This is a genomic window from Agarivorans sp. Alg241-V36, from assembly GCF_900537085.1.
Classification (GTDB): Bacteria; Pseudomonadota; Gammaproteobacteria; order Enterobacterales; family Celerinatantimonadaceae; genus Agarivorans.
Genome location: NZ_UNRE01000009.1, coordinates 28,180 through 54,077, shown reverse-complemented (window position 1 = coordinate 54,077; position 25,898 = coordinate 28,180). Strand labels below are relative to the sequence as shown.

Here is a 25,898-nt window from a genome sequence, read left to right as displayed (position 1 = left end):
CACTGTATTTGGGTGAATACGCGCTTAACTCAAAATCTGCGTTAAGCCTTGTTCTGTTGCTTTAGTTTAGCTCAAGCCAATATCTATTGGTGTTTTACTGCGTTTGCCTGCTTGCTCGCGGGCTAAGCGTGGAACTAAAAAGCCAGGTAAGCGTTGATATAAGTCTCGCATTATCGACACTGCGCTTTGCTCGTCAATATCGTAATGGGCTGCGCCTGCTACTTTGTCGAGCAAGAACAGGTAGTAGGGCAAAATATTGGTCGAGAATAAGGCTTCACTCAACTGTGCCAAAGTGCTGGCATCATCGTTTATATCTTTTAGTAGCACACCTTGGTTAAGCAGGGTAATACCCGCTTGGTGTAATTTGGCAAAGGCGCAGCTTAGCTCTTGGTTTATCTCGTTGGGGTGGTTGATATGGCTTACCACAATGGTTTGCAGGCGAGATTGAGCCAGCAGCTCAACCAGCTCTTCAGTTATGCGGCTAGGAATCACTACCGGTAAACGGGTGTGAATGCGCAGCCGCTTTAAGTGGTCGATTTGTTCTAGCTGTTCTACCAGCCAAGCAAGCTGTTGGTCGTTTGCCATCAGTGGATCGCCGCCACTAAATATCACTTCATTAATCGCGTCATCTTTCGCAATGTAATCTAAAGCCTGTTGCCAGCCTTGTTTATTCGGACTGTTATCTTGATAGGGAAAGTGGCGACGAAAGCAATATCTGCAGTTTACTGCGCAGCCGCCTCGCACTATAAACAGCACTCGGCTTTGGTACTTATGTAGCAAGCCCGGCACAGCGGCTTGGTGCTCTTCAAGGGGATCTTGGCTAAAGCCTGCAACGTCAATAAATTCTGCTTGCTGGGGCAAAACCTGCAGTAACAATGGGTCTTTAGGGTTGCCACTTTGCATACGTTTGGCGAAGCTTAAAGGTACGCGCATTGGGAATAATTTGCGGGCTGCGATGTCTGATTGATAGTTTTCTGGGTCCAATTGCAAAAATTGCAGCAGATCTTTGGGATCTGTGATGGCGTTTGCCAGCTCTTTTTGCCAATTACCCTGCACAGCAGCGTCGTTTCGCGGTATTATTCGCAACATTGAAATTGATATTACCTTGTAAGTAGAGGACCAAATGGCGTCATATAGTACCAGTGAATTCAAAGGCGGGCTAAAAATTATGCTCGACGGCGAGCCTTATGCAATTCTAGAGAATGAATTTGTAAAACCAGGTAAAGGCCAAGCGTTTAGCCGTGTTAAGTTACGCCGTTTATTAACCGGTAAAACTTTAGAAAAAACCTTTAAGTCGGGCGAGTCTGTAGAGGCGGCTGACGTGATGGATTACGAACTAGCCTACTTGTATAACGATGGCGAATTCTACCATTTCATGAACAACGATACTTTTGAGCAAATTGCTGCAGATGAAAAAGCTGTCGGCGACACGGCTAAATGGTTAGTTGAACAAGACATATGTGTTATTACCACTTGGAATGAAAACCCAATCTTAGTGACGCCCCCTAATTTTGTAGAGTTAGAAGTAACCGAAACTGACCCAGGCCTTAAAGGTGATACTGCCGGCACTGGTGGTAAACCGGCTACTTTAACTACAGGTGCAGTAGTCCGTGTGCCTTTGTTTATCCAAATTGGCGAAGTGGTAAAAGTTGATACTCGCAGCGCTGAATATGTAGGTCGCGTAAAGTAAACGCTACTTCACTAAATTTAAGGGAGCTTAGGCTCCCTTTTTTATTTGGTTATTTGTTTAAGATCTAGCTTGATCAACTGACTTTTTAGACGAAAAATATATTTGCCAGTTGAATAAAATTTCCCCGCTAATCGCTTTGATTTAAGTCAATTTTTTACTTTGCGTAAATGCCATTTGTCTGCAATGCTTAAGCAATGACTCACTTAATGATAAAAAGGTTATCAGTATGGATGCGGTGATAGAAGCACCAGTAGGGCACGTAAGTAAGCGTTACTCCCACAAGCTGAGTTTTGCTAAAGGTGGCGGTGATTACCCAACGGGCGTATTTGAGCAATTGGCTTGTAAAGAAGCAGAATTGGATATGCTTAAACAACGAGAAATGCAGTTAGAATCTGAAATTCGTTTACTTAAACGTAACTGCCAGCGAGATTTAAAAGTAGGCTGATCTTTAGCCTGCTTGTTTCCTACCTAGTTGATTAAAGTACTCCCTTTAGCGGCTATCGCACGATAAGCGTATCAGGCTGTAACTAAGTTCAGTCGATATCTAGAATCACTACTTCTTTCATTCTTGCTGTTTGCTCGCTCGCCTAAAAACTACTTCTCTTTGTCTAAGCTTGTGCAGGCGCGAGAGTTTGTTTGAGTGGAGATAATGATTATAAGTGCTAGGCTCCAATGGGAAGAGTTTCTGGGATGGCGCATGCTACTTTTATCCGCTTCACTGATTTTGGTTTTTATTGCTTTCGTGCATTCTTATTTAGGTGAAAAGTATATTCTCAGGCGTTTATTTAAACGCGATAATATTCCGCATCTATTTGGTGATGATCAATTTACCAAAGGCACACTTCGGTTCTGCTGGCATATCTTGTCGCTATGCGCATTAGGATTTGCAGCTCTACTGTTACAAGCTTCTGCTGCCAATACTTTTACCTTGGTGACTATTGGCTGTGTGTTTATGTTTAGCGCCTTACTTTCTGTATTTTTCAGTAAAGCTAAGCACTTATCTTGGGTGGCATTTTTGCTGGTTGCTGGAATATGCTTTTTCGAAGCTTATCGTGGGCTAAGCGCTTAGCCCACGTTTATTAAGTTGCTTATACAAGGCCCAGCAATAGCAAAGTAGCGCAAGCAATAGAGCCTGCAAATGCTACGCCGTAGAACAGCGCTTTAACTAGGTTGCCGGCATGAATGCCAAAGTCGTGCAGGGTGTGGTAAAGGCGATGCATACACAGCCAAAGCGGTAAGCTAATGACTATCCAAATGACCGCGGCACCTATCCAGTGTTGAGAAAAGGCCAACAGCCGCTCATAAGAGAATTGCTCGCCGGAGATAATGCCCATAGGCACCAGTAAGCCGGTGATTAAAATAGCAATTGGAGTGAACAAGGCTGCAACCATGCCGCCCGCGCCAAACATTCCCCAAAATACCGGTTCATTAGAACGTTTCATCAGTGTCTCCTAAATCAAAACCAAGATTAAGCCAGCTAAACTAATCACTGCTAGTGCGCCATACATACCGCTAACAATCCAGTTGTCGGGTACCCGTTTTTGACCAAGCCAAATGTTGGCCGCTTTTGGAGCAAGGCTAAACCAGGTAATGCTGTGGTATAGCGTCCACGCAAGGCTGAGCAGGTGAAATACAATCCAGCCGGGTTGGCTCATAGCTTCCACCCAGCCATTAAAAGCCTCTGCGCCTTGGCTTAAGCGGAATAAGCCAAACAGCAATACAAAGCTGTAGATGGCAATCACTAGGCTAGAGCCTTCACGAATGATGTACTTGGTATGAAACGTGTTTTTAAGCCACCACGTTGCACCCATTTTTCTTTCATAAGGTTTACGTTTGCTCATGCTTACTCTCCTGGCTTGAACATGGCGATTACATAGTCTTTGGCGCTATCTACTTTACCAAGTTGAATCGCTGCCGCTGGATCTACGTCTTTAGGACATACCTTCGAGCAGTAACCCACAAAGGTACAGCCCCAAGCGCCTTCTTCAGCGTTTACTATCTTCATGCGCTCTGCTTTGCCCGCATCGCGGCTATCTTGGTTATAGCGGTGAAGTAGCGCCAATGCGGCAGGGCCTGTAAAGGATTTATCTAAGCCATATTGCGGACAAGCTGCATAACAAAGGCCGCAATTAATACACATAGAAAATTGTTTGTATTGGGCCATTTGCTTGGGTGACTGAGTGTGGCAGCCATCTTCTAAAGCACGCGGCTTGTCATTGATGATGTAGGGTTTAATGGCTTCTAACTTCTCAATAAAGTCGCTCATATCTACCACTAAATCGCGCTCGATGGGGAAGTTCGCCAAGGCTTCTACTTTCATTCCGTTTTTATAATCACGGAGGAAAGTTTTACAACCTAGCTTTGGAACGCCGTTTACCATCATGCCGCAGCTACCACAAATGGCCATGCGACAGGACCAGCGATAGCTAAGAGTGGGGTCGAGTTCGTCTTTAATGTAAGCCAAGGCTTCTAGCAGCGACATCTCATTGGTGAAGGGCACATCATAACTTTGCCATACTGGCTCTTTATCGCTCTCTGGGCGGTAGCGCAGAATATCGATTTTAATTGAATCTGCCATGTTAGTTTGCCTCCGCTTGTTTCTTGGCTGCTTCTTGGGCGTCGGCTGCTGCGCCGTAGACGCGTTCGGCGGGTTGAGACTTAGTAATCTTCACATCGCTATAGCTAATTTCTGGCGCGCTATCTGGGCGGTAGTTAGCTAGGGTATGCTTAAGGTAGTTCACATCATCACGCTTTTCGAAGCCGTCAATACGTTGGTGAGAACCACGGCTCTCTTTACGGTTGATGGCCGAAACTGCCATGGCTTCGGCTACGTCGAGCAGGTAGCCCAGCTCTACCGCGTATAACCATTCGGTATTGAATACTTCGCTGTCATCCACCAACTTGATGTTTTTATAACGCTGCTTTAACTCGGCAATTTTGTCGATGGTTTGCTGCATGGTTTCTTCGGTGCGGTAAATACCCACACCTGCTTCCATGGTGCGACCTAACTCGTTGCGAATGTCTGAGGTTTTCTCATCGCCTTGGTTGGTTTTTAGCGCTTGGTAACTCGCTAGGGTTTGTTCGGCCTGAGCTAATAAGCTAGCGCTATCGCCATGTTCGCTAACAATGGCATTGCGTGCGGCAGATTCGCCAGCCACCTGGCCAAACACGGTAATTTCGGTTAACGAGTTAGAGCCTAAGCGGTTGGCACCGTGTAAACCTACTGATGAACATTCGCCAACAGCATACAAGCCCTTCATTGAGGTGGCACAACGTCCGTCGGTTTCAATACCGCCCATGGTGTAGTGAACGGTTGGGCGCACTGGAATTGGTTCTTTCACTGGGTCTACACCCATGTAAGCTTTAGCTAATTCACAAATAAACGGCAAACGTTCTAGTAAGTAGTCTTCGCCTAAGTGGGTAAGATCTAGGTTTACGTAGTCGCCGTTGGGACCTTCAATGGTTCGGCCTAATTGTGCCTCCTGCCAAAAACACTGGCTTAAGCGGTCACGTGGGCCTAGCTCCATGTATTTATTTTCGGGTTTGCCTACCGGTGTTTCTGGCCCAAGGCCGTAGTCTTGCAGGTAACGGTAGCCGTCTTTGTTAGTAAGAATGCCACCTTCACCACGACAGCCTTCGGTCATCAAGATGCCTGAGCCAGGTAAACCGGTTGGGTGATATTGGACAAACTCCATATCACGCAGAGGCACACCATGGCGGTAAGCTAGCGCCATGCCGTCACCAGTCACAATGCCGCCGTTAGTATTAAAACGATAGACTCGGCCTGCACCGCCAGTAGCGATAATTACTGACTTAGCCTGAATTAATTTAGCTTCGCCTTCGGCGATATCGAGGGCGATTAAGCCCTTTACTTCACCATCTTCAACCACTAGGTCGAGTACAAAATGCTCGTCGTAGCGTTTAATGCTGGGGTATTTGATTGAGGTTTGAAACAGAGTATGAAGAATGTGGAAGCCACTTTTATCGGCGGCAAACCAAGTGCGCTCAATTTTCATGCCCCCAAAGCGGCGTACATTTACGCTACCATCAGGGCGACGAGACCAGGGGCAACCCCAATGCTCCAGCTGAGTAAGCTCTTTAGGTGCACGCTCAACAAAAAAATCTACAACGTCTTGCTCACACAACCAATCGCCACCCGATACGGTATCGTTAAAGTGGTTTTCGAAGCTATCGTGATCTTGGGCTACGCCTGCAGCGCCACCCTCGGCGGCAACCGTGTGGCTGCGCATTGGATATACTTTTGAAATTAGTGCCACTTCTAACTCTGGGTGCTGCTGTGCAACTTCAATCGCAGCACGCAAACCTGCGCCCCCAGCGCCAACAATGGCAACATCAGTTTTGATTACTTCCACGCTTTTCTCCATACGAAATAAGCCTACAATGATTGTGCGGGTATTAGCTTTTTGGTGTTTGACTAAAATCAAATATTGACGCTACTTTGAGCAAGCGGCTGAGATAATTTGGCTTTTGAGATATAACTCCCGCTTTTGTTAGCAAAGTGGTATAAAACCTCGCGAAACTCTCTAACTCAATGCAGGAAAAAATTTGCATGTCTGAAACACTTTGGCAACCCTCGGCAAGTATTCAATCTCTTCAGCAGCGGGCGAAAATCATTAATAAAATCAGATGTTTTTTTGCCAAGCGTGAAGTGATGGAAGTTGATACTCCCTGTTTGAGCCAAGCCTGCGTGAGCGATGTGCACTTACATAGCTTTAGCACCACCTTGTCGGGGCCGGCAGCTCCGCAAACTTTGCCGTTGTATTTGCAAACCTCGCCCGAGTTTCACATGAAGCGATTACTGGCTGCAGGCAGTGGTTGTATTTACCAGCTGGCCAAAGCTTTTCGCAATGAAGAAGCGGGGCGTTTTCATAATCCTGAGTTCACAATGCTGGAGTGGTATCGCATAGGCTTTGACCATTTTACGTTAATGGATGAAATAGATGCATTGATGCATGAGGTCTTGGCCTGGGAGAAAGCTGAGCGCATAAGCTATGTGGAAGCCTTTGAGCAACAATTAGGCCTAAACCCCTTAAGCGCTAGCCACGCCGAGTTTATTGAAGTGGCTAAAACCTTGGGCGTTGAAGACTTAGTGGCGCGCGAACCCGACCGCGACACCATTTTGCAGTTGTTATTTAGCTTAGGAGTAGAGCCTAAAATAGCGCAGCAACGACCATGCTTTGTTTACCACTTCCCTGCATCGCAGGCTGCGCTCGCCAAAATATCGCCAGATGATCCGCAAGTGGCAGAGCGCTTTGAGTTGTATTTTAAAGGCGTAGAGTTAGCCAACGGTTTTCATGAACTTACTGATGCTGAAGAGCAGGCTCAGCGTTTTGCTAAAGACCAGCAGGTTCGGGAAAATATGGGCTTGGCTGCTGCGCAAGTAGACCAACGTTTTCTGGCTGCACTTGGCGCGGGCTTGCCGACTTGTGCTGGGGTGGCCCTTGGTATTGACCGCTTGTTGATGCTCGCCTTAGATGCGCCCAATATTCAAGCAGTGCAAAGTTTTAGCGTAGAACGCGCTTAAGGTTGTCAGCGGGAGCTCTCGCTCCCGTACTTAGTTACCTATAAGAACACCATCATCGCTAGGTAAAGCAGAGCCAAACCGGTACAGCCAATAACGCCACCTACCTTAATCAAGTCTTTGGTTTCGATAAAGCCGGTAGAGTAGGCCAAGGCGTTGGGCGGGGTGCTCACGGGTAGCATCATGCCTAAGGAAGCCGACAGCGCCACAATGATCAGTAATGTGGTAATGCCGCCGTCACCATCTAAGCCGTTTAAGCTGGTGGCTACCGCAGCGGCAATCGGCATAATTAAGTTGGCGGTAGCGGTGTTCGACATAAAGTTTGCCATCACTACACAAACAATGGATAGCACCACAATCACAGCTAAGGTTGGCAGGCTAGCAAAGTCGATAGAGGTAGCAATCTTGGCGGCTAAACCGCTTTTCTCTAGCGCCATGCCCATGGCGATACCACCGGCCACGAGCCAAAGTACGTCCCAGTTAAATAGCTTGAGATCGTCTTTTCCAATGACTCCAGTGAGGGTAAACACAGCTAAAGGAATAATCGCCACTACGTAACTGTTCATGCCATGCCAAGCGGTGCTTAGCCACAATAAAATGGTGAGCGCGAAAGTGGCATATACAATGTAAGCGCGGGTGCTTTTTTGAAAGCGGCCTTTTAAATTAAGCTCTAACACACCGGTTTCTGAGGGGTAGAGCTTACATAATAAAAACCAGCCAATCGCCAATTGAATAATTACAAAGGGAATGCCAAAGGCCATCCAAGAAGCGAAGGTAATTTGTCCTTCGGGAATGTACTGCAGGGCGATTGCGTTTGGTGGGGTACCAATCGGGGTACCAATACCACCGGTATTAGCTGCCACTGGAATCGCCAAAATTAAGCCTTTCATGCCTAAATCATTGCGCGGCGCTGCGGCAATTAAAGGGCCTACAATCGCCAGCATCATTACGGTGGTAGCGGTGTTGCTCATAAACATACTGAAAATCGCGGTAATCAGCATAATGCCGAGCATAATCATTGGGATGCGTTTACCAAAGGGTTTTAGCAGTACTCGGGCTAGGTTGTTGTCTAGCTCAAACTTAGATGCGCCAATGGCTAGGGCAAAACCACCCATAAACAGGATGATGATTGGTGATGAAAAAGCATTAAAGATGCTGGTGTATGGAAGCAAGTCGCCCATTGGCGCAGGCCCGGTATCGGCCACTATGGCGTTAATCCCTTGGTTAGAGATAAGCACCAGTTCGAGGGTGATAATTAGCAGTGAAGTGGCAAACACTGGTACTGGTTCAAAAATCCATAGTAGCGCCGCTAATACAAAGATAGCAATGATACGGTGTTGAACTACGGTTAACTCTGGTAGTGGAATAGCACTGGTGGGAAGCGCCAGTATTAACAAGGGAACAATAAAACAAACCAGCAGTTTGAAATGTTTTTGCACGGCCATGATCGAGGGTCTCTGGGCTAATTAGTTGAAATAGTAGTTTTTTAAAGCCCTAAGATAGCAAAATCATGTTTATGTATTGAGAGATATATCTAATTGTGGGTAGGCGATCTCTACCTTATTCGCCTTAAACTTGTCATTGATCAAAGTGTAGAGTTCATGGGTCATCGGCAAGCGGTAGCGCATTTCACTCACGTGGATACGCATCTCAAACTTCATACCGTTATTGGTGTACTCGGTAAAGTAGATTTCTGGTGCAGGGTTAGCCAATACGAGGCTATTTGCATCAACGGCTTCTTGCAGCAGCTTGGTCACTAATTCGTTATCAGAGCCCTGTTTTACTTGCACCATTAGAACCACGCGGGTGATAGGGTCGGTAAGTGACCAGTTTATAAACTGCTCGGTAATGAAGGCTTTATTGGGCACGATTATTTCTTTGCGGTCCCAGTCCACAATTGTGGTCGCGCGAGTTTCGATATTAGAAATCGTGCCGGTAAGGTCACGAATGGTGACGGTATCGCCAATTCGAATCGGTTTTTCAAACAAGATAATCAAACCAGAGATAAAGTTGGCAAAAATCTCTTGAAGGCCAAAACCTAAACCAACGGTGAGCGCGGCCACTAGCCATTGTAATTTCGACCACTCGATACCCAGCAAACCAAATCCACTGAAAATACTAAACAATATCACCATGTAATTAATCATGGTGGTGATGGCAAAACCGGTGCCTGGGTTAAGGGATAAGTGTTGAAGCACCATCAGTTCTAGTAAGCCCGGCAAGTTGCGAATCAACACCACTGCGAAGAAAAATACCAGCAAGGCTGAGCCTAAAGAGCGCAGGGTAATAGCATCTACCGTGGCAACGCCAGCGCGGCTGCTATTGCTTTCCCATAGGGTGACATTATCTAAGAATGAGAAGGCGCTGGTCATTTCCGACCAACTCAGTAGCAGTACCAAAACCAAAGACAATACCAAAGCGGCGCGCAATAAGCCTAGCGACTGTGCGCTAATGGTGTCTAGGTCGATAACCGGTTCATCGATTGAGTCGATAACACCTTCGTTAGAACTGTTTGGATCATCTTCTTCAGACTGGCGCTGAGCAATCATTTCGGCGCGGCGCACTTTGGCTCGGTCAAAGGCTATTCGGCGGCGTTGCAATAGCATCCAGCGGTGAATAAGCAAATAACCCAGCAAGAAAACTGTCGCGATGATGAAGCTAAGCACCACTTGCCAATAAACTGTAAATGCGGTGGCAAAAAAGCCCGCGGCAGAAGCCAATGCTGCCATCAAGGGGATGCTAATAGCGGCGCCCCAAATGAGTTTTTTGGCCAGTTGCGGGGCTTTAAAAATGTCTAAGTGATAGTTAACCGGAAGCTCGATGCGATAAATGCTATGAAAGCCATAAGCCACCCACAATAACAATACTATAAAGCTTAAACGTGCCAAGCCACTATAGGTGGGTTGGCTGGTTTGTAATATGCACAGATTGAGGATGAATACTAAGGGCAAGCTTACGTAAACCAAGCGGCGGATTAACAAAATAGCTTGGGTGATGTTTACCAAGGGCCATTTGAAATGCGTATTGAGCAGGCCATTTTTTTGACAAAACTGCTGCAATAAATGAAATAGCCACATCACGATAGCAACGTTAAACAGTGCATCTCCAACATCGCGAGCAAAGGGAGAAGACCACTGGTACATCAAGGCAAAACCGGCGCTACCAATAAATAGCGCTAAAGGAGTGGCAAAGGCCGCGCTGAGTAATAAATTAGCAAGGGTATAGCTAAATTTGTCGCGGGTAATGTTGCCGGTCTTTGAATCGATGCGTTGCAGGTAGCCTTTAAGCCAATGTTTTTTTAGGTAGTAAACGTACGCAACACTGGCTGCCACTAGCGCTAACCAGGCTAACCATAACCAAGACAGCTTGTTGATGGCGTTGCTAAGTTGAGAATACTGCTGAGCGCTAAATAACCACACCAAGGAATAACGAATATCACTAAAAAAGCTTAAATCGATAGCTTTTACGTCAGCCGTCCAGAACAGCTCTTGGTTGGCTTCTTGGTTGATGGTGTTCAGTTGACTATTTAGCTTGGAGTAATCGAGTTTAAGCCTTGCTAGCTCAAACAATCTGGCGTCTAACTCCAGCTGGTACTTATCTGACAGTTGCTGATTAAGCTTTAAATGCTGACTAAATATTTGAGCATGTTCTGGATTTAAGGTAGCAATGAACTCTCGTTGGGCCTTTCTTTGGCTTTGGGTTCGCTGGTTGTAAAGCAGGTTTTGGTGGCGATGCTTACTGATCCGCACTTCAATGATTTGCTGCTCTATCGGCGCTACCGCTTTGGATTTTGGCAAACTAGCGATTTGCTCGCGTAGGTACTCGCCATAGGAGCGAGTCACTTTTAACCAGGAAACTTGTTCTTTGAAATTGGCAAAGGTGAGTTTGATGTGTTCAAGCTCGTCGTTTACCTGTTCCTGTAGATCGGCAATCTCTTCACTTTGCTCAAATAAGGCCGACAGCTCAGTTTGAAATAACTGGTTCTGTTCCACCAAGTTTTTCACTACTGGGTCATTAAGCAATTCGGGAGCGGCAAAAGCCAGTTGATCAGACAGGCGTTGGGCTTCGGCGCGATGCTCTAGCGATAGCCTATTTTTAACGTTTTCTACAATACGCTTTTCAGCTAACTGCTTACGTTGCAGCACGCTTAGTTCAAGTTGCAGCAGTTCGTTTCGATGGTTGGCACTTTGGGCGGCAAGCTCCAACATGGCCAATTGGGCGGTTAAACTGGCTTCGTTGACTTGGGCGCGAACTCGCTCGGCTTCTTCCACCTCGTTTAGCGCGCCAAACTCCAGTTGTTCAAGTTTGGCTCGCACGGTGGTTAGTTGTTCTCGCAGTGGGCCGCTGCGTTGATGATTTTCACTTACGTCTAAATCGATGCGGTATTGGCGCTGTTTTAGCTCATCAATTTGGTTATTGGTATTGCTTAGCTGAGCCTGCCAGATAGTGAGCTGTTCGCTTAGTTGATTTGAATTTAGCTCTGCTAAGTTCTCGATGATTGGCGCTTGGTATTGATTGAGTTGCTCTTGTTGCTCTTTTCGCAGGCGGGAAAAGTTATTGATAATGCCGCGGTAGTATTTGGCTTTTTCGCGGTAACTATTGCCTTCTTTTAGCAGTGCTAAAGATTCCTCGTAAATCAGTTGCTGCTGTTGAGTATTTAAGTTGCTGGGTTGAGTATCGAGAGAGCTAATTAAACCTTTGAGATGAGATTCTCCACCCACGTTGGCCTGTGCCGCTAAGCAGAAAAACAGTAGCGATACTAGGAAACCGCGAGAGAAAATCGATAAAGTCATTGGTAAACAGCCATGGTTAAGACCGCATCATTGCGCTTAGCTTTGTTAGTTATTTTATATTAAATATCTGAAATAGCGTAATAATAAGCAGAATTGAATAAGCCTTGGCAAAGATTTACCAAGGCTTGCGGTGGCTATTTTGCTTTAGTCGCAAAGTGAGTGCCCATTACGGTAGGGACTGTTGGCGCGAGTGACTGTTCGAATTCTATGGCGTCTTTAGCAAACAGCATCACTACGGTAGAGCCCAATTTAAAGCGGCCCATTTCTGCGCCTTTGTCTAAGCTAATTTCTTGGTCTTGGTAATCCCAAGTGAATACTTGTTTGCCACCTGGCGGCGTTACTGTACCCGACCAAATGGTTTCTATGCTGGCCACAATGGTGGCGCCTACTAATACCATGGCCATGGGGCCGAACTCGGTATCAAAAATTGCCACTACCCGTTCGTTGCGGGCAAACAGGTTTGGTACGTTAGCAGCAGTGAGAGGGTTAACCGAGAACAGTTGCCCTGGCACGTAGACCATTTTACGCAGCTTACCTTTACAAGGCATGTGAATGCGGTGGTAGTCTTTGGGGGCTAAGTAGATGGTGGCAAAGTCACCGTCGCTAAATTCTTCGGCTAAGGCTTTATCTCCGCCGAGCAGTTCACGGGCACTGTAGTCATGGCCTTTGGCTTGAATCAGTTGACCATGCTGAATAGGCCCTAACTGGCTTACCGCGCCATCCACAGGATGAGCTAAGTTATTGTCACCCTCAACAATAGGGCGGGCACCCGGCTTTAAGGGGCGGGTAAAAAACGCGTTAAAGCTTGAATAAGCGCTGGGTTCACTGTGCACCGCATCGTTCATGTCTACTTGATAGCGATTAATGAACTTTTTAATTACCCAATGGGTCAACTTACCAGCCTCGGCTTGAGCAAGTTTCCCCACTAAACGGGATAAACCATGTTGAGGAAAGCAGTACTGGGCAGCAACTTTAATTTTGTCTAACACGCTAAGTTCTCGTTGTTTATTGGTTTGATTATTTCTTTCCGGGGATAGCCCGAGAAGGTTTGTTACTTTCCATCGTTTCAAGAATACGCTGGTAGCTGTCGAAACGTTGTTGCGAAATTTTGCCAGAGTCTATCGCTTCTTGCATTGCGCAACCAGGATCTCCTTGGTGCTTGCAGTCACGAAAACGGCATTGATTTAGCCAAGGGCGAAATTCGATAAAGCCCCAAGCTACTCGGTCTTTTTCAAGATGCCATAGCTGAAACTCTCGAACCCCAGGGGAATCAATTAAGCGCCCGCCACAAAGCAAGTGATATAAGCGAGCGGTGGTGGTGGTGTGCTGACCAAGCCCTGACATCTCTGAGACTTCTTTGGTATCTATGCTCTGCTCTGGTAGCAGGCTATTTACCAATGAGCTTTTACCCACGCCAGACTGACCAACAAAGATGCTGGTTTTGTTGCTTAACTGCTGGCTTAAATCATCTAGCCCTTCGGCTTGTTTGGTGCTGGCGTAAATCACTTTGTAGCCGAGCTGCTGATAATTTTTGAGCTGTGCTTCTATAACGCTGCGCTGTTCTGCATCAAGTAAATCAACTTTATTCAGCAGAATAATCGGTTCAAGATCAACATCTTCAACGGCAACTAAATAGCGATCAACAATGCTGGTGGAAAACTCGGGGAGTACCGCAGACACAATAACAACCTGGTCGATATTGGCAGCAATGGCTTTAATGCCATCGTAGAAATCGGGGCGAGTAAGCACTGAACGACGCTCGTGACAGGCTTCAATTACCCCGCGTATGCCAGATTGCTCTTCGTTGCCAGCACGCCAAACTACTTCATCTCCGCTAACTAAAGAGCCTACTGAACGGCGCATATTACAACGGAACACTTCTCCATTGCTGGCTTCCACATCGGCATGTTGACCGAAGCGGCTAATGATAGTTCCCTCTTGTTGAGGGCCCAATTGGTTATCTAACCATTGGTGGCTATCTTGTTTTTTTAAGCGCTTTTCTTGGTTGCTGCGCACACGGCGAAGCTGACCTTGGCTCAGTTTCTTTCTCTTTGTCACGAAAACTGCTATTCAAGTAAGTGTAATAAATCGCTATGATACCGCTTATCAAAGATTTGCGGAAAATATTTCCGAAATATAAATAGGGTCAACATGACTGTTAGTGAACAGAACTTAGTTTGGGTTGATATGGAGATGACTGGTCTCGAGCCCATGACTGATCGCGTTTTAGAGATCGCGACGATTATTACCGATGCTCAATTAAACATTCTCGCAGAAGGGCCAGTGATAGCTGTGCACCAAACTGATGAGGTGTTGGCGGGCATGGATGAGTGGTGTACAACAACTCATACTGGTTCTGGTTTAGTTGACCGAGTGCGTGCTAGCACTATTAACGAACAGCAAGCTGCTGAACAAACTATTGAGTTTATTAAGCAATGGGTACCTAAAGGGGTATCACCAATGTGTGGTAATAGCATTGGCCAAGACCGTCGCTTTATGCACCAGTATTTGCCTGAGCTTGAGCAATTCTTCCATTATCGAAATATTGATGTGAGCACGGTGAAAGAATTGGCTCGTCGTTGGCAGCCTGAGATTCTAGATGGCTTCACTAAAAGTGGCACCCATCTCGCGCTAGACGACATTCGAGAATCGATTGCGGAAATGCAGCACTATCAAAAAACCTTCTTTAAACTGGGCGAAAACTAAACAAACAGTTTAAGAGCTGCAAATTTTTCTTTTACAGCTCTTGCAAAGGCAAAATTTCCTCGTATAATTCGCAGCCCTAAACAACGTGAAGGCACAGCCTTGAGACAGTTTAGGCTTGTTACTTTTATCGGTGACAAAGAATTGAGCGGCACTAGCTCAGTGTGGATATAAAGAGTAGCGCAACCTTTGGTTAAGCTCTCAACATACTAAATAGTGATAAAGATTAAGCGGCACTAGCTCAGTTGGTAGAGCGCAACCTTGCCAAGGTTGAGGTCATCAGTTCGAACCTGATGTGCCGCTCCAAATTTTAAGCTTTAACTAATACCAAGTAGTTAAAGTTAGTTTTAAGAAAGATTAAGCGGCACTAGCTCAGTTGGTAGAGCGCAACCTTGCCAAGGTTGAGGTCATCAGTTCGAACCTGATGTGCCGCTCCAAATTTTAAGCTTTAACTAATACCAAGTAGTTAAAGTTGAGTAACACTAGCTCAGAGCCGAATTACACGGCACTAAATAGTGATAAAGTTTAAGCGGCACTAGCTCAGTTGGTAGAGCGCAACCTTGCCAAGGTTGAGGTCATCAGTTCGAACCTGATGTGCCGCTCCAAATTAAAGCCCTGCATCATTTATGCGGGGCTTTTTTTTGCCTACTGTTTAGTGATTTGTGAACTAAGATGTTGTGGGTGGTTTAAGCTAATGCTTGGAACAGGCATTTCGTTTACCACAAAAGGTGGGTGATGGAACAAGTCAAGCAGGTTAAAAAGGCCTTACGCGAATATGCCGAGCCAGAAAAGGCCGCCTTTTTACCGACGTTTTTTCAAGCATTACCCGGTGGTTACGGCGAAGGTGATCAGTTCTTAGGTATTCGGGTCCCTAACACAAGAAAAGTTGCTAAAACCTATCCTTTATCTCTTGAACTGCTTCCAGATTTAATCTGTTCTGCTTTTCATGAGGAGCGCTTTTTTGCTCTGGTAGTTATGTGTCAGCATTATCAAAAAGCTAAATCTGATGACGAGCAACAAGCGGTGTTGGCGTTTTACCAGCGTTACATTAAGTATGTCAATAACTGGGATTTAGTTGACTGTTCCGCCCCCAAAATTGTTGGGCCTTTTATCTGGCAGCATCAAGACTGGAAACTGCTCGAGCAACTTGCTAGCAGTACCAGCATGTGGCAGCAGCGCATTGCGATGGTGAGTTGTTTTTACTACATTCGCCAAGATGACGTTGATATTACCATTGCGTTAGCTAAGCGTTTTCATACCCATTCTCACCCTTTAATGCACAAAGCTGTGGGGTGGATGCTCAGAGAGCTAGCCAAGAGAAATAAGCCTGCAGTAGAGGCATTTTTACAACAGCACCTTAGCGTCCTGCCTAGAGAGTTGCTGCGTTATAGCATTGAGCATTTTGACGAGCCGCTTCGCCAATCTTATTTAAGCGGCTCTATTGTCGAGTCTTAATTAACTTTGATGCTGGGCGTACATGGCTGCGCCAACAATGCCTGCTTGGTTTAAACCTTGCGCAGGTAATGCTTCGGCTTTTAGGTCCAGCTGGGTTTGGTACTTTTCGAATTTTTTACTGGCACCGCCACCAATAATGAAGCAGTCGGGCGACATTAAAAACTCGAGGCGCTGTAGGTACAGGTTGAAACGCTTGCCCCATTTTTTCCAGCTTAGCTCTTCTGCTTCACGGACTCTGGCGCTGGCGTAGTGTTCGGCTACCCGTCCTTCTAGAATAATATGGCCAAACTCGGTGTTGGGAAGCAGTTCGCCATTTACAAATACTGCACTGCCTAAGCCGGTGCCTACGGTAATAATCACTACCACACCTTGGTGTTGCTGGCCCGCACCAAAGGCCATTTCAGCCATACCTGCTGCATCGGCATCATTTACTACGTAACATGGGCAGTCGGTATACTCAGCGAATAAGGCCTCAACGTTGGTGCCAATCCAGCTTTTATCAATATTAGAGGCAGTTTGCGCAACCCCGTGGTGAACCGTTGCAGGAAAGCCGCAACCAATAGGGCCTTGCCAAGCAAAATGCTCAACCATTTGCTTTAAGCTGTGGGCTACTGCTTCGGGAGTGGCAGGTTGTGGGGTGGCAATGCGGTGGCGTTCGCTAATAAGCTCGCCAGTTGTAGAGTCTACGATGGCTGCCTTTATGCCGGTGCCACCAATATCAACGCCAAGTAAGTGCATGAGCTGCTTCCATTTTATTTGTTCTTAAAAAGTGTAACAGAACTTATTCTACTGATGCATTACGCATCGCGAGTTAATCCTTTTTCTATAATACGGATCAAACGGGCAGTTTTGCGAGAAGCTTTTGCCGCTTTGTTTTGTTGCTGCTCTATTGCCCAGTCAACATGGTGTTGGGCAACCGCTTCTAGCCCCTGTTTACCGTTGAGTTCGTCAATGGCTTGTTGGGAGTAGGTAGCGTTGCCCAAGGCAATAGCAATATTACGTAGCCACTGTTGGTAGCCAATACGTCGAATAGGTGAGCCTTCGGTTTTCTTGAGGAACTCTTCTTCGGTCCATGCAAACAAAGCAAGCAGGGTGGGTTGGTCTAACTGCTCTCTTGCTGCAAAGTCGGCTTCTTGAGTGAGTTGGGCATAACGATTCCATGGGCAGGTGAGCTGGCAATCGTCGCAGCCATATATGCGATTGCCCATTAGCGGCCGTAATTCTTCATCAATGATCCCATCGTATTCAATGGTGAGATAAGAAATGCAGCGACGCGCATCCACTTGATAGGGTTCTACAATGGCTTGGGTGGGGCAAATGGTGATGCAGGCAACACAATCGCCACATTGCTCGTTAACTGGTTGGTCGATGGGCAGGGGTATATCAACAAAGAGCTCACCTAAGAAAAACCACGAACCGGCGTCTTGGTTGATAATTAAGCTGTGTTTACCGGTCCAACCTAAACCTGCTTTGGTGGCCAGTTGGCGCTCCATTACTGGGGCTGAATCGACAAATGGCCGCATGTTGAGCTGTTGTTGGCAGTAATCGTTAATTGCTTTACCCAGTTGATTTAGCCGCTTGCGCATTAGTTTATGGTAATCACGCCCTAGCGCATAACGGCTAATATAGGCTTGATCGCTAGCGCTAAGGCTTTGGGCAAATTTAGCGTCTTCCGGTAGGTAATCCATGCGCACCGAAATGATTCGTTGGGTGCCTTCATGCAGCTGCTCTGGGTGTTTGCGAAGCTCTAGGTTACGGGCTAAATAGTCCATTTCTCCGTGATAGTTTTTTGCTAGCCATTGCTCAACATCTTGGTGATGTTGACTGAGATCCACATCTGTTATGCCGATCTGTTGAAAACCTAGCGATTTAGCGGTTAGCTTGATATGTTGAACCAGCTGTTTTAGGTCTATTTCGGATAGTAGGGACATGGCTCCAGAGCACCGATTGTTTTCGCACAGTTTACCACAGAGTTTATGGCGCGCCGAAGTGGTGAAACATCAAGAAGCAGTGCTGGCTCACCAGCAGGGTATTAGCTTGTACTCTTTAATGGAACAAGCAGGTTTGGCTGCCTTTAAACTGCTGCAATGCAAATGGCCTGATGCGACGCATATTTTAATCTTAGCCGGTGGCGGCAACAACGGTGGAGACGCCTTGGTGGTTGCGCGATTGGCTAAACAAGCAGGTAAACAGGTAAGGGTGCTTGCGCTAGGTGACTTAGAACGTATACCTAGCGAAGCGCAGCAAGCCCTAGCGGCCTGGCAAGCTGAAGGCGGGCAGCTTGATCTTAATAAACAATTTGATTGGTCTTGTGATGTAATTGTTGATGGTGTTTTGGGCATTGGCTTAAACAGTGAGGTGCGCGCGCCATTGCAAGCACTGTTCGCTCAAGTTAATCAAAGCGGTGTGCCAGTGCTTGCCTTAGATTTACCCTCAGGTTTATCTGCCGATACGGGAAAGTTATTAGGTTGTGCAATAAAAGCCAGCGCTACCATTTGTTTTATCGCTGCTAAGCAAGGTTTATTTACCGGACAAGCGCCTGAGTATGTGGGCAAATTGGTTTTTGCCGGTTTGGGGCTAAGTGACTTATTCGAGCAGCAAAATACAACTGCAGTTAGCCGAGCTGATTATGCTCAGCTAGGCTCGATGCTCGCACCTAGAGCCAAAACAGCGCATAAGGGCAGTTGTGGTCGAGTGGCTCTAGTTGGCGGCAATGTGGGAATGGCCGGCGCCATTCGTATGGCTGCGGAAGCAAGTTTACGCACCGGTGCTGGCTTGGTGAATGTATTTACTCAGGCGCAAAATCAGTTTGTTGTGAGCACCGGCCGCCCCGAGTTAATGGTTGCAGCAGTGGCAGTTGATTCTCTTCAGCAGCTCGATTGGTGCTTAGCCCAGGCAAGCTGCAAAGTGATTGGCCCAGGTTTAGGGCAGGATGAATGGGCGCAAGCCTTGTTTTCATCAGTACTAAGTGAGGACACCGCCTGCTTAGTAGATGCCGATGCACTTAACCTTTTGGCAAAAGCACCGATGCAGCTTAAGCAGTGGGTATTAACGCCGCATCCCGGCGAGGCAGCGCGTTTATTGAATTGCTCTGTAGCGGAAATAGAAGCTGATAGAATAGCTGCAGCCCAAAACATTCAGCGCCGTTATGGCGGCGTATGTGTGCTAAAAGGTGCTGGCACCATTGTGGCTGGCGAGCAAGGCCAAGTGAGAATTTGTAGCGTAGGTAACCCCGGCATGGCTTCGGGCGGGATGGGAGATGTTTTGTCTGGTATAATCGGCGGCTTAATCGCCCAATTTGCAGCCAAGCATTCATTGTTTGATATCGCCTGCCTCGGGGTATGTATTCATGGTATGGCTGCAGATAGAGCTGCAGAACAGGGAGAAAGAGGCATGCTGGCCTCAGATCTAATGCCTTTTATAAGACAACTAGTGAATCCAAAATTGTAATGAAAACGTGGCATATTGAATTAGCAGATGCAGAGCAAACAGTGGCTTTAGGGGAACTTCTTGCTAAGGCCTGTCAGCAGGCATCTGTTATTTATTTAGAAGGTGATTTAGGCGCTGGAAAAACCACTTTAACCCGTGGTTTTATTCAAGGGAAAGGCCATAAGGGTAAGGTGAAAAGTCCTACTTACACCTTGGTTGAACCTTATGAACTGGGTGATTGGCGAGTTAATCATTTTGATTTATACCGTTTGGCCGACCCAGAAGAACTAGAATTTATTGGTATTCGTGATTACTTTGCCGACGATTGTTTGTGTTTGGTGGAGTGGCCTGAAAAGGGCCAAGGCTTTTTACCAGCGGCAGACTTGCTGGTTGAGTTAGCTTACCGAGGTGAGCGGCGCAGTGCTGAAGTTAAAGCATTGAGCGAGCAGGGACAAAAAGTAGTGGAGTGGTTGAGTCAAGATGCTGGGTAGTTTTAAATTAAGCCGCTGGATAGGCTTAGGATTGTATTTACTTTGTGGGCTGGCAATGGCCAGCAGCGATGTATCGGGTGTGCGTGTTTGGAGCGGCCCTGACAATACCCGTATCGTATTGGATTTATCTGGAGCACCGGAGTTTAGCCATTTCAATTTAAGCAAACCAAACCGCTTAGTTTTAGACTTATCAAACAGTAAAATGCGCAGCGATTTGAGCAAGGTGCCTTTATCGGGTGACTTGGTGAAAAAAATTCGCGCCAGTACTCCAAAGGCCAAAAGCGATTACCGCTTAGTTATCGAGTTATCGCAAGCGGTTAATCCTACGGTGTTCGCCCTTAAACCAACTGGAAACTATGGCCATCGCTTAGTCATCGACCTGCCAGACAAAGCCGGTAGCGCGCAAATTAAAAAGCAACAGCAGCAGATTTCTAAAGCTAAAACTCAGCAACAGTTAGCCGGCAATCGCGACATTATTATTGCTATCGACGCTGGCCACGGCGGTGAAGACCCCGGTGCGATTGGCAACAAAAGAACTTACGAAAAACACATTACCTTGGCGATTGCTAAGCGCGCTCAGCGCCTAATAAACCAAGAGCCGGGCTTAAAAGCTGTGTTAATTCGCGAAGGTGACTACTTTGTTAACCTAAATAAGCGCTCGAAAATTGCCCGTAAAAATAAAGCCGATTTCCTAGTTTCGATTCATGCCGACGGATTCACTTCCTCGCAACCAAAAGGTGCCTCCGTGTGGGTTGTATCTACACGCCGTGCTAAAAGTGAAGTAGGTCGTCATTTAGAGCAGCATGAAGCTGAATCAGATTTGCTTGGCGGTGTGGGTGAAGTAATGGGCAGTGTAGAAAATGATGCTCACCTTAACTTTGCCTTGATTGATATGCAGATGGACTACTCAATGAATACCGCTTATGAAGTGGCGAAAAAAGTATTGTCGGAGTTAGGCAAAGTGACTTCGCTACATAAAAAGCGCCCTGAACATGCCAGCCTTGCGGTACTAAAGTCGCCCGATATTCCTTCTATTTTGGTTGAAGCTGGCTTTATCACTAACCACAAAGAAGAGAAGTTGCTTAAAACCGGTAACCATCAAGAAAAGATTGCTAAGGCGGTAGTGAAAGGCATTAAAGCCCATTACCGCGCTAAGCCTTTAGCTGGCACCTTGTATGCGCAAACCTATGGGGTGCGTAAACATACGGTAAGAAAAGGCGAGTCTTTGTCGGTATTGGCGGCACGTTACAATACTAGTGTTGCAGGCTTGAAAAAGGCTAACAAACTAACTTCCAATACCTTGCGCATTGGTCAAGTGCTGACCATCCCAAATAGTTAACTCAATGCCTATTCAAATATTGCCAGCACAGCTGGCTAACCAAATTGCTGCTGGAGAAGTGGTTGAACGCCCGGCTTCAGTAGTTAAAGAGCTGATAGAAAACTGCCTTGATGCTGGCGCTACTCGAATCGATATCGAAATTGATAAAGGTGGCGCGAAGCGTATTTTAATTCGCGATAACGGCAGTGGCATTGCCAAAGACCAGCTGGGCTTGGCGCTAAGTCGCCATGCAACCAGCAAAATCGACAGCCTAGATGATTTAAGTGCCATTGCCACCTTGGGCTTTCGCGGCGAAGCTTTAGCGAGTATTAGCTCGGTATCTCGCTTAAGTTTAAGTTCTCGCACGGCCGAACAAGAACAAGCTTGGCAAGCCCAAGCTGCCGGCCGCGACATGCAAGTTAGTTTGCAACCCTGTGCTCACCCTGTTGGCAGCTCGCTAGAAGTTCTGGATTTATTTTTCAATACGCCTGCTCGGCGCAAGTTTTTACGCACCGAGAAAACAGAGTTTTCACACATTGATGAGTTGTTGAAGCGTTTGGCCTTAAGCCGTTTTGATGTGGCATTAAGCCTAAAGCACAATGGCAAATTAATCCGGCAGTATCGCATAGCCACTGATTTGGATAAGCAGCTGAAACGGGTAAGCACAGTATTGGGCGCCCCTTTTGCTAACCACTGTTTGCATCTAGACAATCAACATGACCAGTTGCGTTTGCATGGTTGGCTAGGCTTACCAGAAGTGGCTCGCGCACAAAACGACCAGCAGTATTTTTATGTTAACGGCCGAATGATGCGCGACAAGTTACTGCAACACGCTATTCGCCAAGCTTTTGCGGCGTATTTGCCAGATGAGCAATATGCCAGTTACGTATTGTTTCTGGAGTTGCCACTCGATCAGGTTGATGTAAATGTGCATCCAGCAAAACACGAAGTGCGCTTTCACCAAGCACGCTTAGTGCATGACTATATCGTTCAAGTATTAGCATCTGCCTTAAGCAAAATACCAGCTCATAATCACACTGGCGAACTGCCGGTTTCCCAAGATGAACCGGCAAACGAAATGTTCGCTCAACCACTAGAGCCTGTTGGCCATGGATACACCAGCGCTGCCCCTGCGACGCCGAGAGTGAGCGAAGGCCGTCAGAGTTATCAGTCAAGCTTACAACGAGCCGATAAGCCGCGAGCCTCAGAGTTATCGGCTAATCATCAGTGGTTGAGCAGTACTGCCGATTTCTCTAGCCCAGTTGCCAGCGCAGAGTCTACTAGCCCGACAAGCGCTGTTAGTTTTAAGCCGCAAACGGACGGGCTTTATCCTTTGTATTTAGTTGAAAATACCTATTTGTTAGCGCGAAATGGCGAGAAGCTGTTATTGCTAGATCTTTGGGCTTGCCAACAACACTTGGCTTATACCCAAGCTATGCAGCAGTGGCCGCAAGGCTTAGATAGCGTTCCTTTACTACTGCCATTAAAACTGGCTTTAGATGAACCAATGCATCTGTTACTTAACCAACAGCAAGAAGCGCTGAGGCGTATAGGTTTTGTATTTAACATTGCTAATAAGCAGCAAATTATTGTTGCTCAAGTGCCTAAACTGATACGCAAAGCGGACTTTGCTCAGTTAATCCCTAGCCTTTTAATGGCTATGAGTCAGCTTCCCGAGTCTGAATGGCAGCAAGCCGAGGCATTGCTCAGTGGTCTCATTAAGTTACAAAATAAACCCAATGAGTACAGTTGGCAGCAAGCGATAGAGCTAAGTCAGCAACTGCATAGTTACGATGCTAATCAACTGCCTAAGCATATATGGCGAGCAGTAGACTTAAGCAGCTGTATTGAGGGTTTTAATCATGAGTAACAATCTGCCGGTGATTACCCTAATGGGGCCTACCGCCTCTGGCAAAACTGCTTTGGCTATTCAGCTTCATCAGCAAATGGGTGCCGAACTAGTTAGTGTGGATTCGGCGCTTATCTATCGTGGTATGGACATTGGTACTGCTAAGCCCACTGCTGAAGAACAGCAGCAAGCTCCGCATGCCTTGGTTGATATTTGCGATCCTACCGAGGTGTATTCAGCCGCTGATTTTCGCCAAGACGTTCTAAAACAAATTGATGCCATTCATGCTCGTGGCAATATCCCACTGCTGGTGGGCGGCACCATGCTGTACTTTAAAGCCTTAGTGGATGGCATTGCCGATTTGCCTGAAGCTGACGCTGCTTTGCGTAGCGAAATTCAGCAGCAAGCCGCAAACAGTTCTTGGGAGAGTTTGCATCAGGAACTTAGCCAATATGATCCTACTAGCGCAGCTCGGATCAACGTAAATGATCATCAGCGCTTAATGAGGGCGGTTGAAGTATATCGCTTAACCGGACAGTCACTGACCGAGATTAACAATCAACCGATTGCCAAATTACCTTATAAGATCCATCAGTTTGCGATTGCGCCGAAAGAAAAAGCCCAACTACACCATCTAATAGAAGTGCGATTTAAGATGATGCTGGAACTTGGCTTTGAAGCCGAGGTCCAATCGCTGATGCAAAGAGGGGATCTCGATTTATCTTTGCCATCAATGCGGAGCGTAGGCTATCGCCAAATGTGGCAATACCTTAGTGGTGAGATGGATTATGATGAAATGGTGTTTCGAGGCGTAGTGGCTACGCGGCAACTGGCTAAAAAACAAATGAATTGGCTAAAAAGCTGGTCAAATCTCACTTGGTTACAGAGTGGTGATCCAAGAAATAACAAAATAATTACTAATTCGCTAAGTGATACTTGAAATTGTCGCTATAAGGCTCCAAGTTAGTGGTATATAATCGAATTTGATCTATGCCAATTAATTAATAAGAAAAAAGGAACAATAACATGGCGAAGGGGCAATCATTACAAGACCCATTTTTGAATGCGTTACGACGTGAGCGTATTCCCGTTTCAATTTATTTAGTAAACGGTATTAAGTTGCAAGGCCAAGTTGAATCATTTGATCAGTTTGTCATCTTGTTGAAGAACACTGTCAGCCAGATGGTATACAAACATGCTATCTCTACTGTGGTGCCAGCTCGCGCTGTTCCGCACCATACCCCAGTATCTGACGACTCGAAGAACGACGAATAGCATTTGCGAAGGCTTATCAGCCTTGGTAAGTGCCAAGGAGTAAAATAGCTTGTTTGACCGTTACGAAGCAGGTGAACAAGCCATCTTAGTACATGTAAACTTTAATGACGAAGATGAGCGAGAAGACCTGGAAGAGCTGAAAATGTTAGTCAGCTCTGCAGGCGTAAATGCGGTGGCTACCATCACCGGTAGCCGAGTTTCTCCCCACCCTAAGTACTTTGTAGGTGCCGGAAAAGCAGAAGAAATCGCAGAATTAGTGAAAAGTGCCCAAGCGGATGTGATCATTTTTAATCACGCTTTATCGCCAGCACAAGAGCGAAATCTAGAAATGCTCTGTGAGGCGCGGGTGCTAGATCGTACCACCCTCATTTTAGATATTTTTGCCCAACGAGCGCGAACCCACGAAGGTAAGTTGCAAGTTGAGTTAGCGCAGTTGCGCCATATGTCGACCCGATTAATTCGCGGCTGGACTCACTTAGAAAGACAAAAGGGCGGCATTGGTTTACGTGGTCCGGGTGAAACTCAGTTAGAAACCGATCGACGTTTATTACGCGCGCGTATTAAACAAATTCAACAGCGTTTAGAAAAAGTGGGCAAGCAACGAGAGCAGGGCAGGCGAGCAAGGCAACGCGCCGAGTTACCCACTGTTTCTTTAGCGGGCTATACCAATGCTGGTAAATCAACCTTGTTTAATCGAATTACCGAATCTAAGGTGTATGCAGCTGATCAGCTGTTTGCCACACTAGACCCAACGTTGCGGAAAATTGATATTGAGGATGTAGGTAAGGTAATTCTTGCCGATACTGTGGGATTTATTCGCCACCTACCTCATGATTTGGTGGCGGCATTTAAAGCCACCCTAACCGAAACCCGTGAAGCCCAGCTATTATTACATGTGATTGATTGTAGTGATGAAAGAATGGCTGAAAACGTTGAACAGGTTGAGGTAGTATTAGAAGAGATTGGAGCAGGAGAGATACCTTTCCTGCAGGTCTACAATAAAGTAGATCAGCACCCAGATATGAGTCCACGTATTGAGCGTGATGACCAGGGTTTACCCCAAAAAGTGTGGGTATCGGCGTTAACGGGAGAAGGTTTGCCTTTATTGTTTAAGGCAATCAGCGAACGTTTAGTTGGTGACATGGTTAACCACACTTTGCGTTTACCGCCCAGTGAAGGGCGCTTGCGTAGTCGTTTGTATCAGTTAGACTGCGTAGCAGGTGAACGTTTAGACGATGAAGGAAATATCGTTATAGATATTCGACTCGATGCTATTGCGTGGCAACGGTTGGATAAACAGTTCGACCATAGTTTGGAAAGTTTTATTGCTCAATGTGAGTAGGCATTAACTTT

At 46.5% G+C, this 25,898-nt stretch carries 24 protein-coding genes and 3 tRNA genes; 16 read left to right on the top strand and 11 right to left on the bottom strand.

Translation table 11 applies throughout. The features are described from left to right. Positions 1-66: 66 nt before the first annotated feature. On the bottom strand, positions 67-1,089 hold the full coding sequence (gene epmB / locus G6R11_RS18605) for an EF-P beta-lysylation protein EpmB (RefSeq protein WP_163134560.1): 1,023 nt from the start codon (positions 1,087-1,089) through the stop codon (positions 67-69). Between the two features lie 34 nt (positions 1,090-1,123). On the opposite strand from epmB, the gene efp reads away from it, so the two are divergent. The 3 genes from efp (at position 1,124) to G6R11_RS18590 (ending at position 2,759) form a co-directional block, all read left to right on the top strand. Continuing rightward, the gene (efp, locus tag G6R11_RS18600) at positions 1,124-1,690 is read left to right on the top strand and encodes an elongation factor P (protein WP_163134559.1); all 567 of its coding nucleotides are present in this window, start codon (positions 1,124-1,126) and stop codon (positions 1,688-1,690) included. Positions 1,691-1,916: 226 nt separating this feature from the next. Next, complete coding sequence (locus G6R11_RS18595) at positions 1,917-2,135, top strand: hypothetical protein (RefSeq protein ID WP_163134558.1); 219 nt, start codon at positions 1,917-1,919, stop codon at positions 2,133-2,135. A gap of 204 nt (positions 2,136-2,339) precedes the next feature. Then, positions 2,340-2,759 carry a hypothetical protein gene (locus tag G6R11_RS18590; RefSeq protein ID WP_240352503.1) on the top strand — a complete coding sequence of 140 codons (420 nt, stop codon included), beginning with the start codon at positions 2,340-2,342 and terminating at the stop codon, positions 2,757-2,759. Between the two features lie 19 nt (positions 2,760-2,778). Here the strand turns inward: G6R11_RS18590 and frdD are convergent, their stop codons facing one another. From frdD to frdA, 4 genes are read right to left on the bottom strand one after another with little or no spacing between them, the layout of a single operon-like run. Further along, positions 2,779-3,132 (bottom strand): fumarate reductase subunit FrdD, encoded by a 354-nt coding sequence (gene frdD / locus G6R11_RS18585; RefSeq protein ID WP_163134557.1) that lies wholly within the window; start codon positions 3,130-3,132, stop codon positions 2,779-2,781. A gap of 9 nt (positions 3,133-3,141) precedes the next feature. Beyond that, on the bottom strand, positions 3,142-3,531 hold the full coding sequence (locus G6R11_RS18580; RefSeq protein ID WP_163134556.1) for a fumarate reductase subunit C: 390 nt from the start codon (positions 3,529-3,531) through the stop codon (positions 3,142-3,144). 2 nt (positions 3,532-3,533) lie between these two features. Next, positions 3,534-4,268 carry a succinate dehydrogenase/fumarate reductase iron-sulfur subunit gene (locus G6R11_RS18575; protein ID WP_163134555.1) on the bottom strand — a complete coding sequence of 245 codons (735 nt, stop codon included), beginning with the start codon at positions 4,266-4,268 and terminating at the stop codon, positions 3,534-3,536. A gap of 1 nt (position 4,269) precedes the next feature. Beyond that, positions 4,270-6,063: a fumarate reductase (quinol) flavoprotein subunit gene (gene frdA / locus G6R11_RS18570; protein ID WP_163134554.1), complete on the bottom strand. Its 1,794-nt coding sequence runs from the start codon at positions 6,061-6,063 to the stop codon at positions 4,270-4,272. Positions 6,064-6,260: 197 nt separating this feature from the next. Between frdA and epmA the strand changes: the two genes are divergently transcribed. Beyond that, positions 6,261-7,235, top strand: a complete 975-nt coding sequence (gene epmA, locus G6R11_RS18565; RefSeq protein WP_163134553.1) for an elongation factor P--(R)-beta-lysine ligase — start codon at positions 6,261-6,263, stop codon at positions 7,233-7,235. Positions 7,236-7,273: 38 nt separating this feature from the next. Here the strand turns inward: epmA and G6R11_RS18560 are convergent, their stop codons facing one another. The 4 genes from G6R11_RS18560 to rsgA form a co-directional block, all read right to left on the bottom strand. Continuing rightward, positions 7,274-8,677 carry a DASS family sodium-coupled anion symporter gene (locus tag G6R11_RS18560; protein WP_163134552.1) on the bottom strand — a complete coding sequence of 468 codons (1,404 nt, stop codon included), beginning with the start codon at positions 8,675-8,677 and terminating at the stop codon, positions 7,274-7,276. A 69-nt stretch (positions 8,678-8,746) separates the two neighbouring features. Then, positions 8,747-12,025 (bottom strand): miniconductance mechanosensitive channel MscM, encoded by a 3,279-nt coding sequence (mscM, locus tag G6R11_RS18555; RefSeq protein ID WP_163134551.1) that lies wholly within the window; start codon positions 12,023-12,025, stop codon positions 8,747-8,749. A 134-nt stretch (positions 12,026-12,159) separates the two neighbouring features. After that, positions 12,160-13,014 carry an archaetidylserine decarboxylase gene (gene asd / locus G6R11_RS18550; protein WP_163134550.1) on the bottom strand — a complete coding sequence of 285 codons (855 nt, stop codon included), beginning with the start codon at positions 13,012-13,014 and terminating at the stop codon, positions 12,160-12,162. Positions 13,015-13,042: 28 nt separating this feature from the next. Continuing rightward, positions 13,043-14,083: a small ribosomal subunit biogenesis GTPase RsgA gene (gene rsgA / locus G6R11_RS18545; RefSeq protein WP_163134549.1), complete on the bottom strand. Its 1,041-nt coding sequence runs from the start codon at positions 14,081-14,083 to the stop codon at positions 13,043-13,045. Between the two features lie 93 nt (positions 14,084-14,176). On the opposite strand from rsgA, the gene orn reads away from it, so the two are divergent. The 5 genes from orn to G6R11_RS18520 all read left to right on the top strand — a co-directional run bounded on the left by orn (position 14,177) and on the right by G6R11_RS18520 (position 16,183). Further along, the gene (gene orn, locus G6R11_RS18540) at positions 14,177-14,731 is read left to right on the top strand and encodes an oligoribonuclease (protein WP_163134548.1); all 555 of its coding nucleotides are present in this window, start codon (positions 14,177-14,179) and stop codon (positions 14,729-14,731) included. Positions 14,732-14,958: 227 nt separating this feature from the next. Then, a tRNA-Gly gene (locus G6R11_RS18535) sits at positions 14,959-15,034 on the top strand. A 55-nt stretch (positions 15,035-15,089) separates the two neighbouring features. Beyond that, positions 15,090-15,165, top strand: a tRNA-Gly gene (locus G6R11_RS18530). 92 nt (positions 15,166-15,257) lie between these two features. Then, a tRNA-Gly gene (locus G6R11_RS18525) sits at positions 15,258-15,333 on the top strand. Positions 15,334-15,463: 130 nt separating this feature from the next. After that, entirely contained in the window at positions 15,464-16,183 is a 720-nt protein-coding gene (locus G6R11_RS18520; RefSeq protein WP_163134547.1) for a DNA alkylation repair protein, read from the top strand. Here the strand turns inward: G6R11_RS18520 and ppgK are convergent, their stop codons facing one another. Then, a complete protein-coding gene (ppgK, locus tag G6R11_RS18515; RefSeq protein ID WP_163134546.1) occupies positions 16,184-16,921 on the bottom strand; it encodes a polyphosphate--glucose phosphotransferase in 738 nt (245 codons plus the stop codon). A 59-nt stretch (positions 16,922-16,980) separates the two neighbouring features. Further along, entirely contained in the window at positions 16,981-18,114 is a 1,134-nt protein-coding gene (gene queG / locus G6R11_RS18510; protein WP_163134545.1) for a tRNA epoxyqueuosine(34) reductase QueG, read from the bottom strand. Between queG and G6R11_RS18505 the strand changes: the two genes are divergently transcribed. From G6R11_RS18505 to hflX, 7 genes are all read left to right on the top strand, one after another. Next, a complete protein-coding gene (locus G6R11_RS18505; protein ID WP_163134544.1) occupies positions 18,113-19,633 on the top strand; it encodes an NAD(P)H-hydrate dehydratase in 1,521 nt (506 codons plus the stop codon). The genes queG and G6R11_RS18505 overlap by 2 nt on opposite strands. After that, positions 19,633-20,103: a tRNA (adenosine(37)-N6)-threonylcarbamoyltransferase complex ATPase subunit type 1 TsaE gene (gene tsaE, locus G6R11_RS18500; RefSeq protein ID WP_163134543.1), complete on the top strand. Its 471-nt coding sequence runs from the start codon at positions 19,633-19,635 to the stop codon at positions 20,101-20,103. Before G6R11_RS18505 ends, tsaE begins: the two co-directional genes overlap by 1 nt. Beyond that, entirely contained in the window at positions 20,093-21,442 is a 1,350-nt protein-coding gene (locus G6R11_RS18495; protein WP_163134542.1) for an N-acetylmuramoyl-L-alanine amidase, read from the top strand. Before tsaE ends, G6R11_RS18495 begins: the two co-directional genes overlap by 11 nt. Positions 21,443-21,446: 4 nt before the next feature. Further along, the gene (mutL, locus tag G6R11_RS18490) at positions 21,447-23,291 is read left to right on the top strand and encodes a DNA mismatch repair endonuclease MutL (protein ID WP_163134541.1); all 1,845 of its coding nucleotides are present in this window, start codon (positions 21,447-21,449) and stop codon (positions 23,289-23,291) included. Next, positions 23,284-24,210 (top strand): tRNA (adenosine(37)-N6)-dimethylallyltransferase MiaA, encoded by a 927-nt coding sequence (gene miaA / locus G6R11_RS18485; protein WP_163134540.1) that lies wholly within the window; start codon positions 23,284-23,286, stop codon positions 24,208-24,210. Before mutL ends, miaA begins: the two co-directional genes overlap by 8 nt. 86 nt (positions 24,211-24,296) lie before the next feature. Then, positions 24,297-24,545, top strand: a complete 249-nt coding sequence (gene hfq, locus G6R11_RS18480; RefSeq protein WP_016403748.1) for an RNA chaperone Hfq — start codon at positions 24,297-24,299, stop codon at positions 24,543-24,545. 49 nt (positions 24,546-24,594) lie between these two features. Further along, positions 24,595-25,887 (top strand): ribosome rescue GTPase HflX, encoded by a 1,293-nt coding sequence (hflX, locus tag G6R11_RS18475; RefSeq protein ID WP_163134539.1) that lies wholly within the window; start codon positions 24,595-24,597, stop codon positions 25,885-25,887. Positions 25,888-25,898 lie beyond the last annotated feature (11 nt).

What these genes read in the sequence shown, in the direction of transcription:
- epmB (WP_163134560.1), bottom strand. Translation starts at nt 1,089, where the DNA reads ATGTTGCGAATAATACCGCGAAACGACGCTGCTGTGCAGGGTAATTGG.
- efp (WP_163134559.1), top strand. Translation starts at nt 1,124, where the DNA reads ATGGCGTCATATAGTACCAGTGAATTCAAAGGCGGGCTAAAAATTATG.
- G6R11_RS18595 (WP_163134558.1), top strand. Translation starts at nt 1,917, where the DNA reads ATGGATGCGGTGATAGAAGCACCAGTAGGGCACGTAAGTAAGCGTTAC.
- G6R11_RS18590 (WP_240352503.1), top strand. Translation starts at nt 2,340, where the DNA reads ATGATTATAAGTGCTAGGCTCCAATGGGAAGAGTTTCTGGGATGGCGC.
- frdD (WP_163134557.1), bottom strand. Translation starts at nt 3,132, where the DNA reads ATGAAACGTTCTAATGAACCGGTATTTTGGGGAATGTTTGGCGCGGGC.
- G6R11_RS18580 (WP_163134556.1), bottom strand. Translation starts at nt 3,531, where the DNA reads ATGAGCAAACGTAAACCTTATGAAAGAAAAATGGGTGCAACGTGGTGG.
- G6R11_RS18575 (WP_163134555.1), bottom strand. Translation starts at nt 4,268, where the DNA reads ATGGCAGATTCAATTAAAATCGATATTCTGCGCTACCGCCCAGAGAGC.
- epmA (WP_163134553.1), top strand. Translation starts at nt 6,261, where the DNA reads ATGTCTGAAACACTTTGGCAACCCTCGGCAAGTATTCAATCTCTTCAG.
- G6R11_RS18560 (WP_163134552.1), bottom strand. Translation starts at nt 8,677, where the DNA reads ATGGCCGTGCAAAAACATTTCAAACTGCTGGTTTGTTTTATTGTTCCC.
- mscM (WP_163134551.1), bottom strand. Translation starts at nt 12,025, where the DNA reads ATGACTTTATCGATTTTCTCTCGCGGTTTCCTAGTATCGCTACTGTTT.
- orn (WP_163134548.1), top strand. Translation starts at nt 14,177, where the DNA reads ATGACTGTTAGTGAACAGAACTTAGTTTGGGTTGATATGGAGATGACT.
- G6R11_RS18520 (WP_163134547.1), top strand. Translation starts at nt 15,464, where the DNA reads ATGGAACAAGTCAAGCAGGTTAAAAAGGCCTTACGCGAATATGCCGAG.
- ppgK (WP_163134546.1), bottom strand. Translation starts at nt 16,921, where the DNA reads ATGCACTTACTTGGCGTTGATATTGGTGGCACCGGCATAAAGGCAGCC.
- G6R11_RS18505 (WP_163134544.1), top strand. Translation starts at nt 18,113, where the DNA reads ATGGCTCCAGAGCACCGATTGTTTTCGCACAGTTTACCACAGAGTTTA.
- queG (WP_163134545.1), bottom strand. Translation starts at nt 18,114, where the DNA reads ATGTCCCTACTATCCGAAATAGACCTAAAACAGCTGGTTCAACATATC.
- tsaE (WP_163134543.1), top strand. Translation starts at nt 19,633, where the DNA reads ATGAAAACGTGGCATATTGAATTAGCAGATGCAGAGCAAACAGTGGCT.
- G6R11_RS18495 (WP_163134542.1), top strand. Translation starts at nt 20,093, where the DNA reads ATGCTGGGTAGTTTTAAATTAAGCCGCTGGATAGGCTTAGGATTGTAT.
- mutL (WP_163134541.1), top strand. Translation starts at nt 21,447, where the DNA reads ATGCCTATTCAAATATTGCCAGCACAGCTGGCTAACCAAATTGCTGCT.
- miaA (WP_163134540.1), top strand. Translation starts at nt 23,284, where the DNA reads ATGAGTAACAATCTGCCGGTGATTACCCTAATGGGGCCTACCGCCTCT.
- hfq (WP_016403748.1), top strand. Translation starts at nt 24,297, where the DNA reads ATGGCGAAGGGGCAATCATTACAAGACCCATTTTTGAATGCGTTACGA.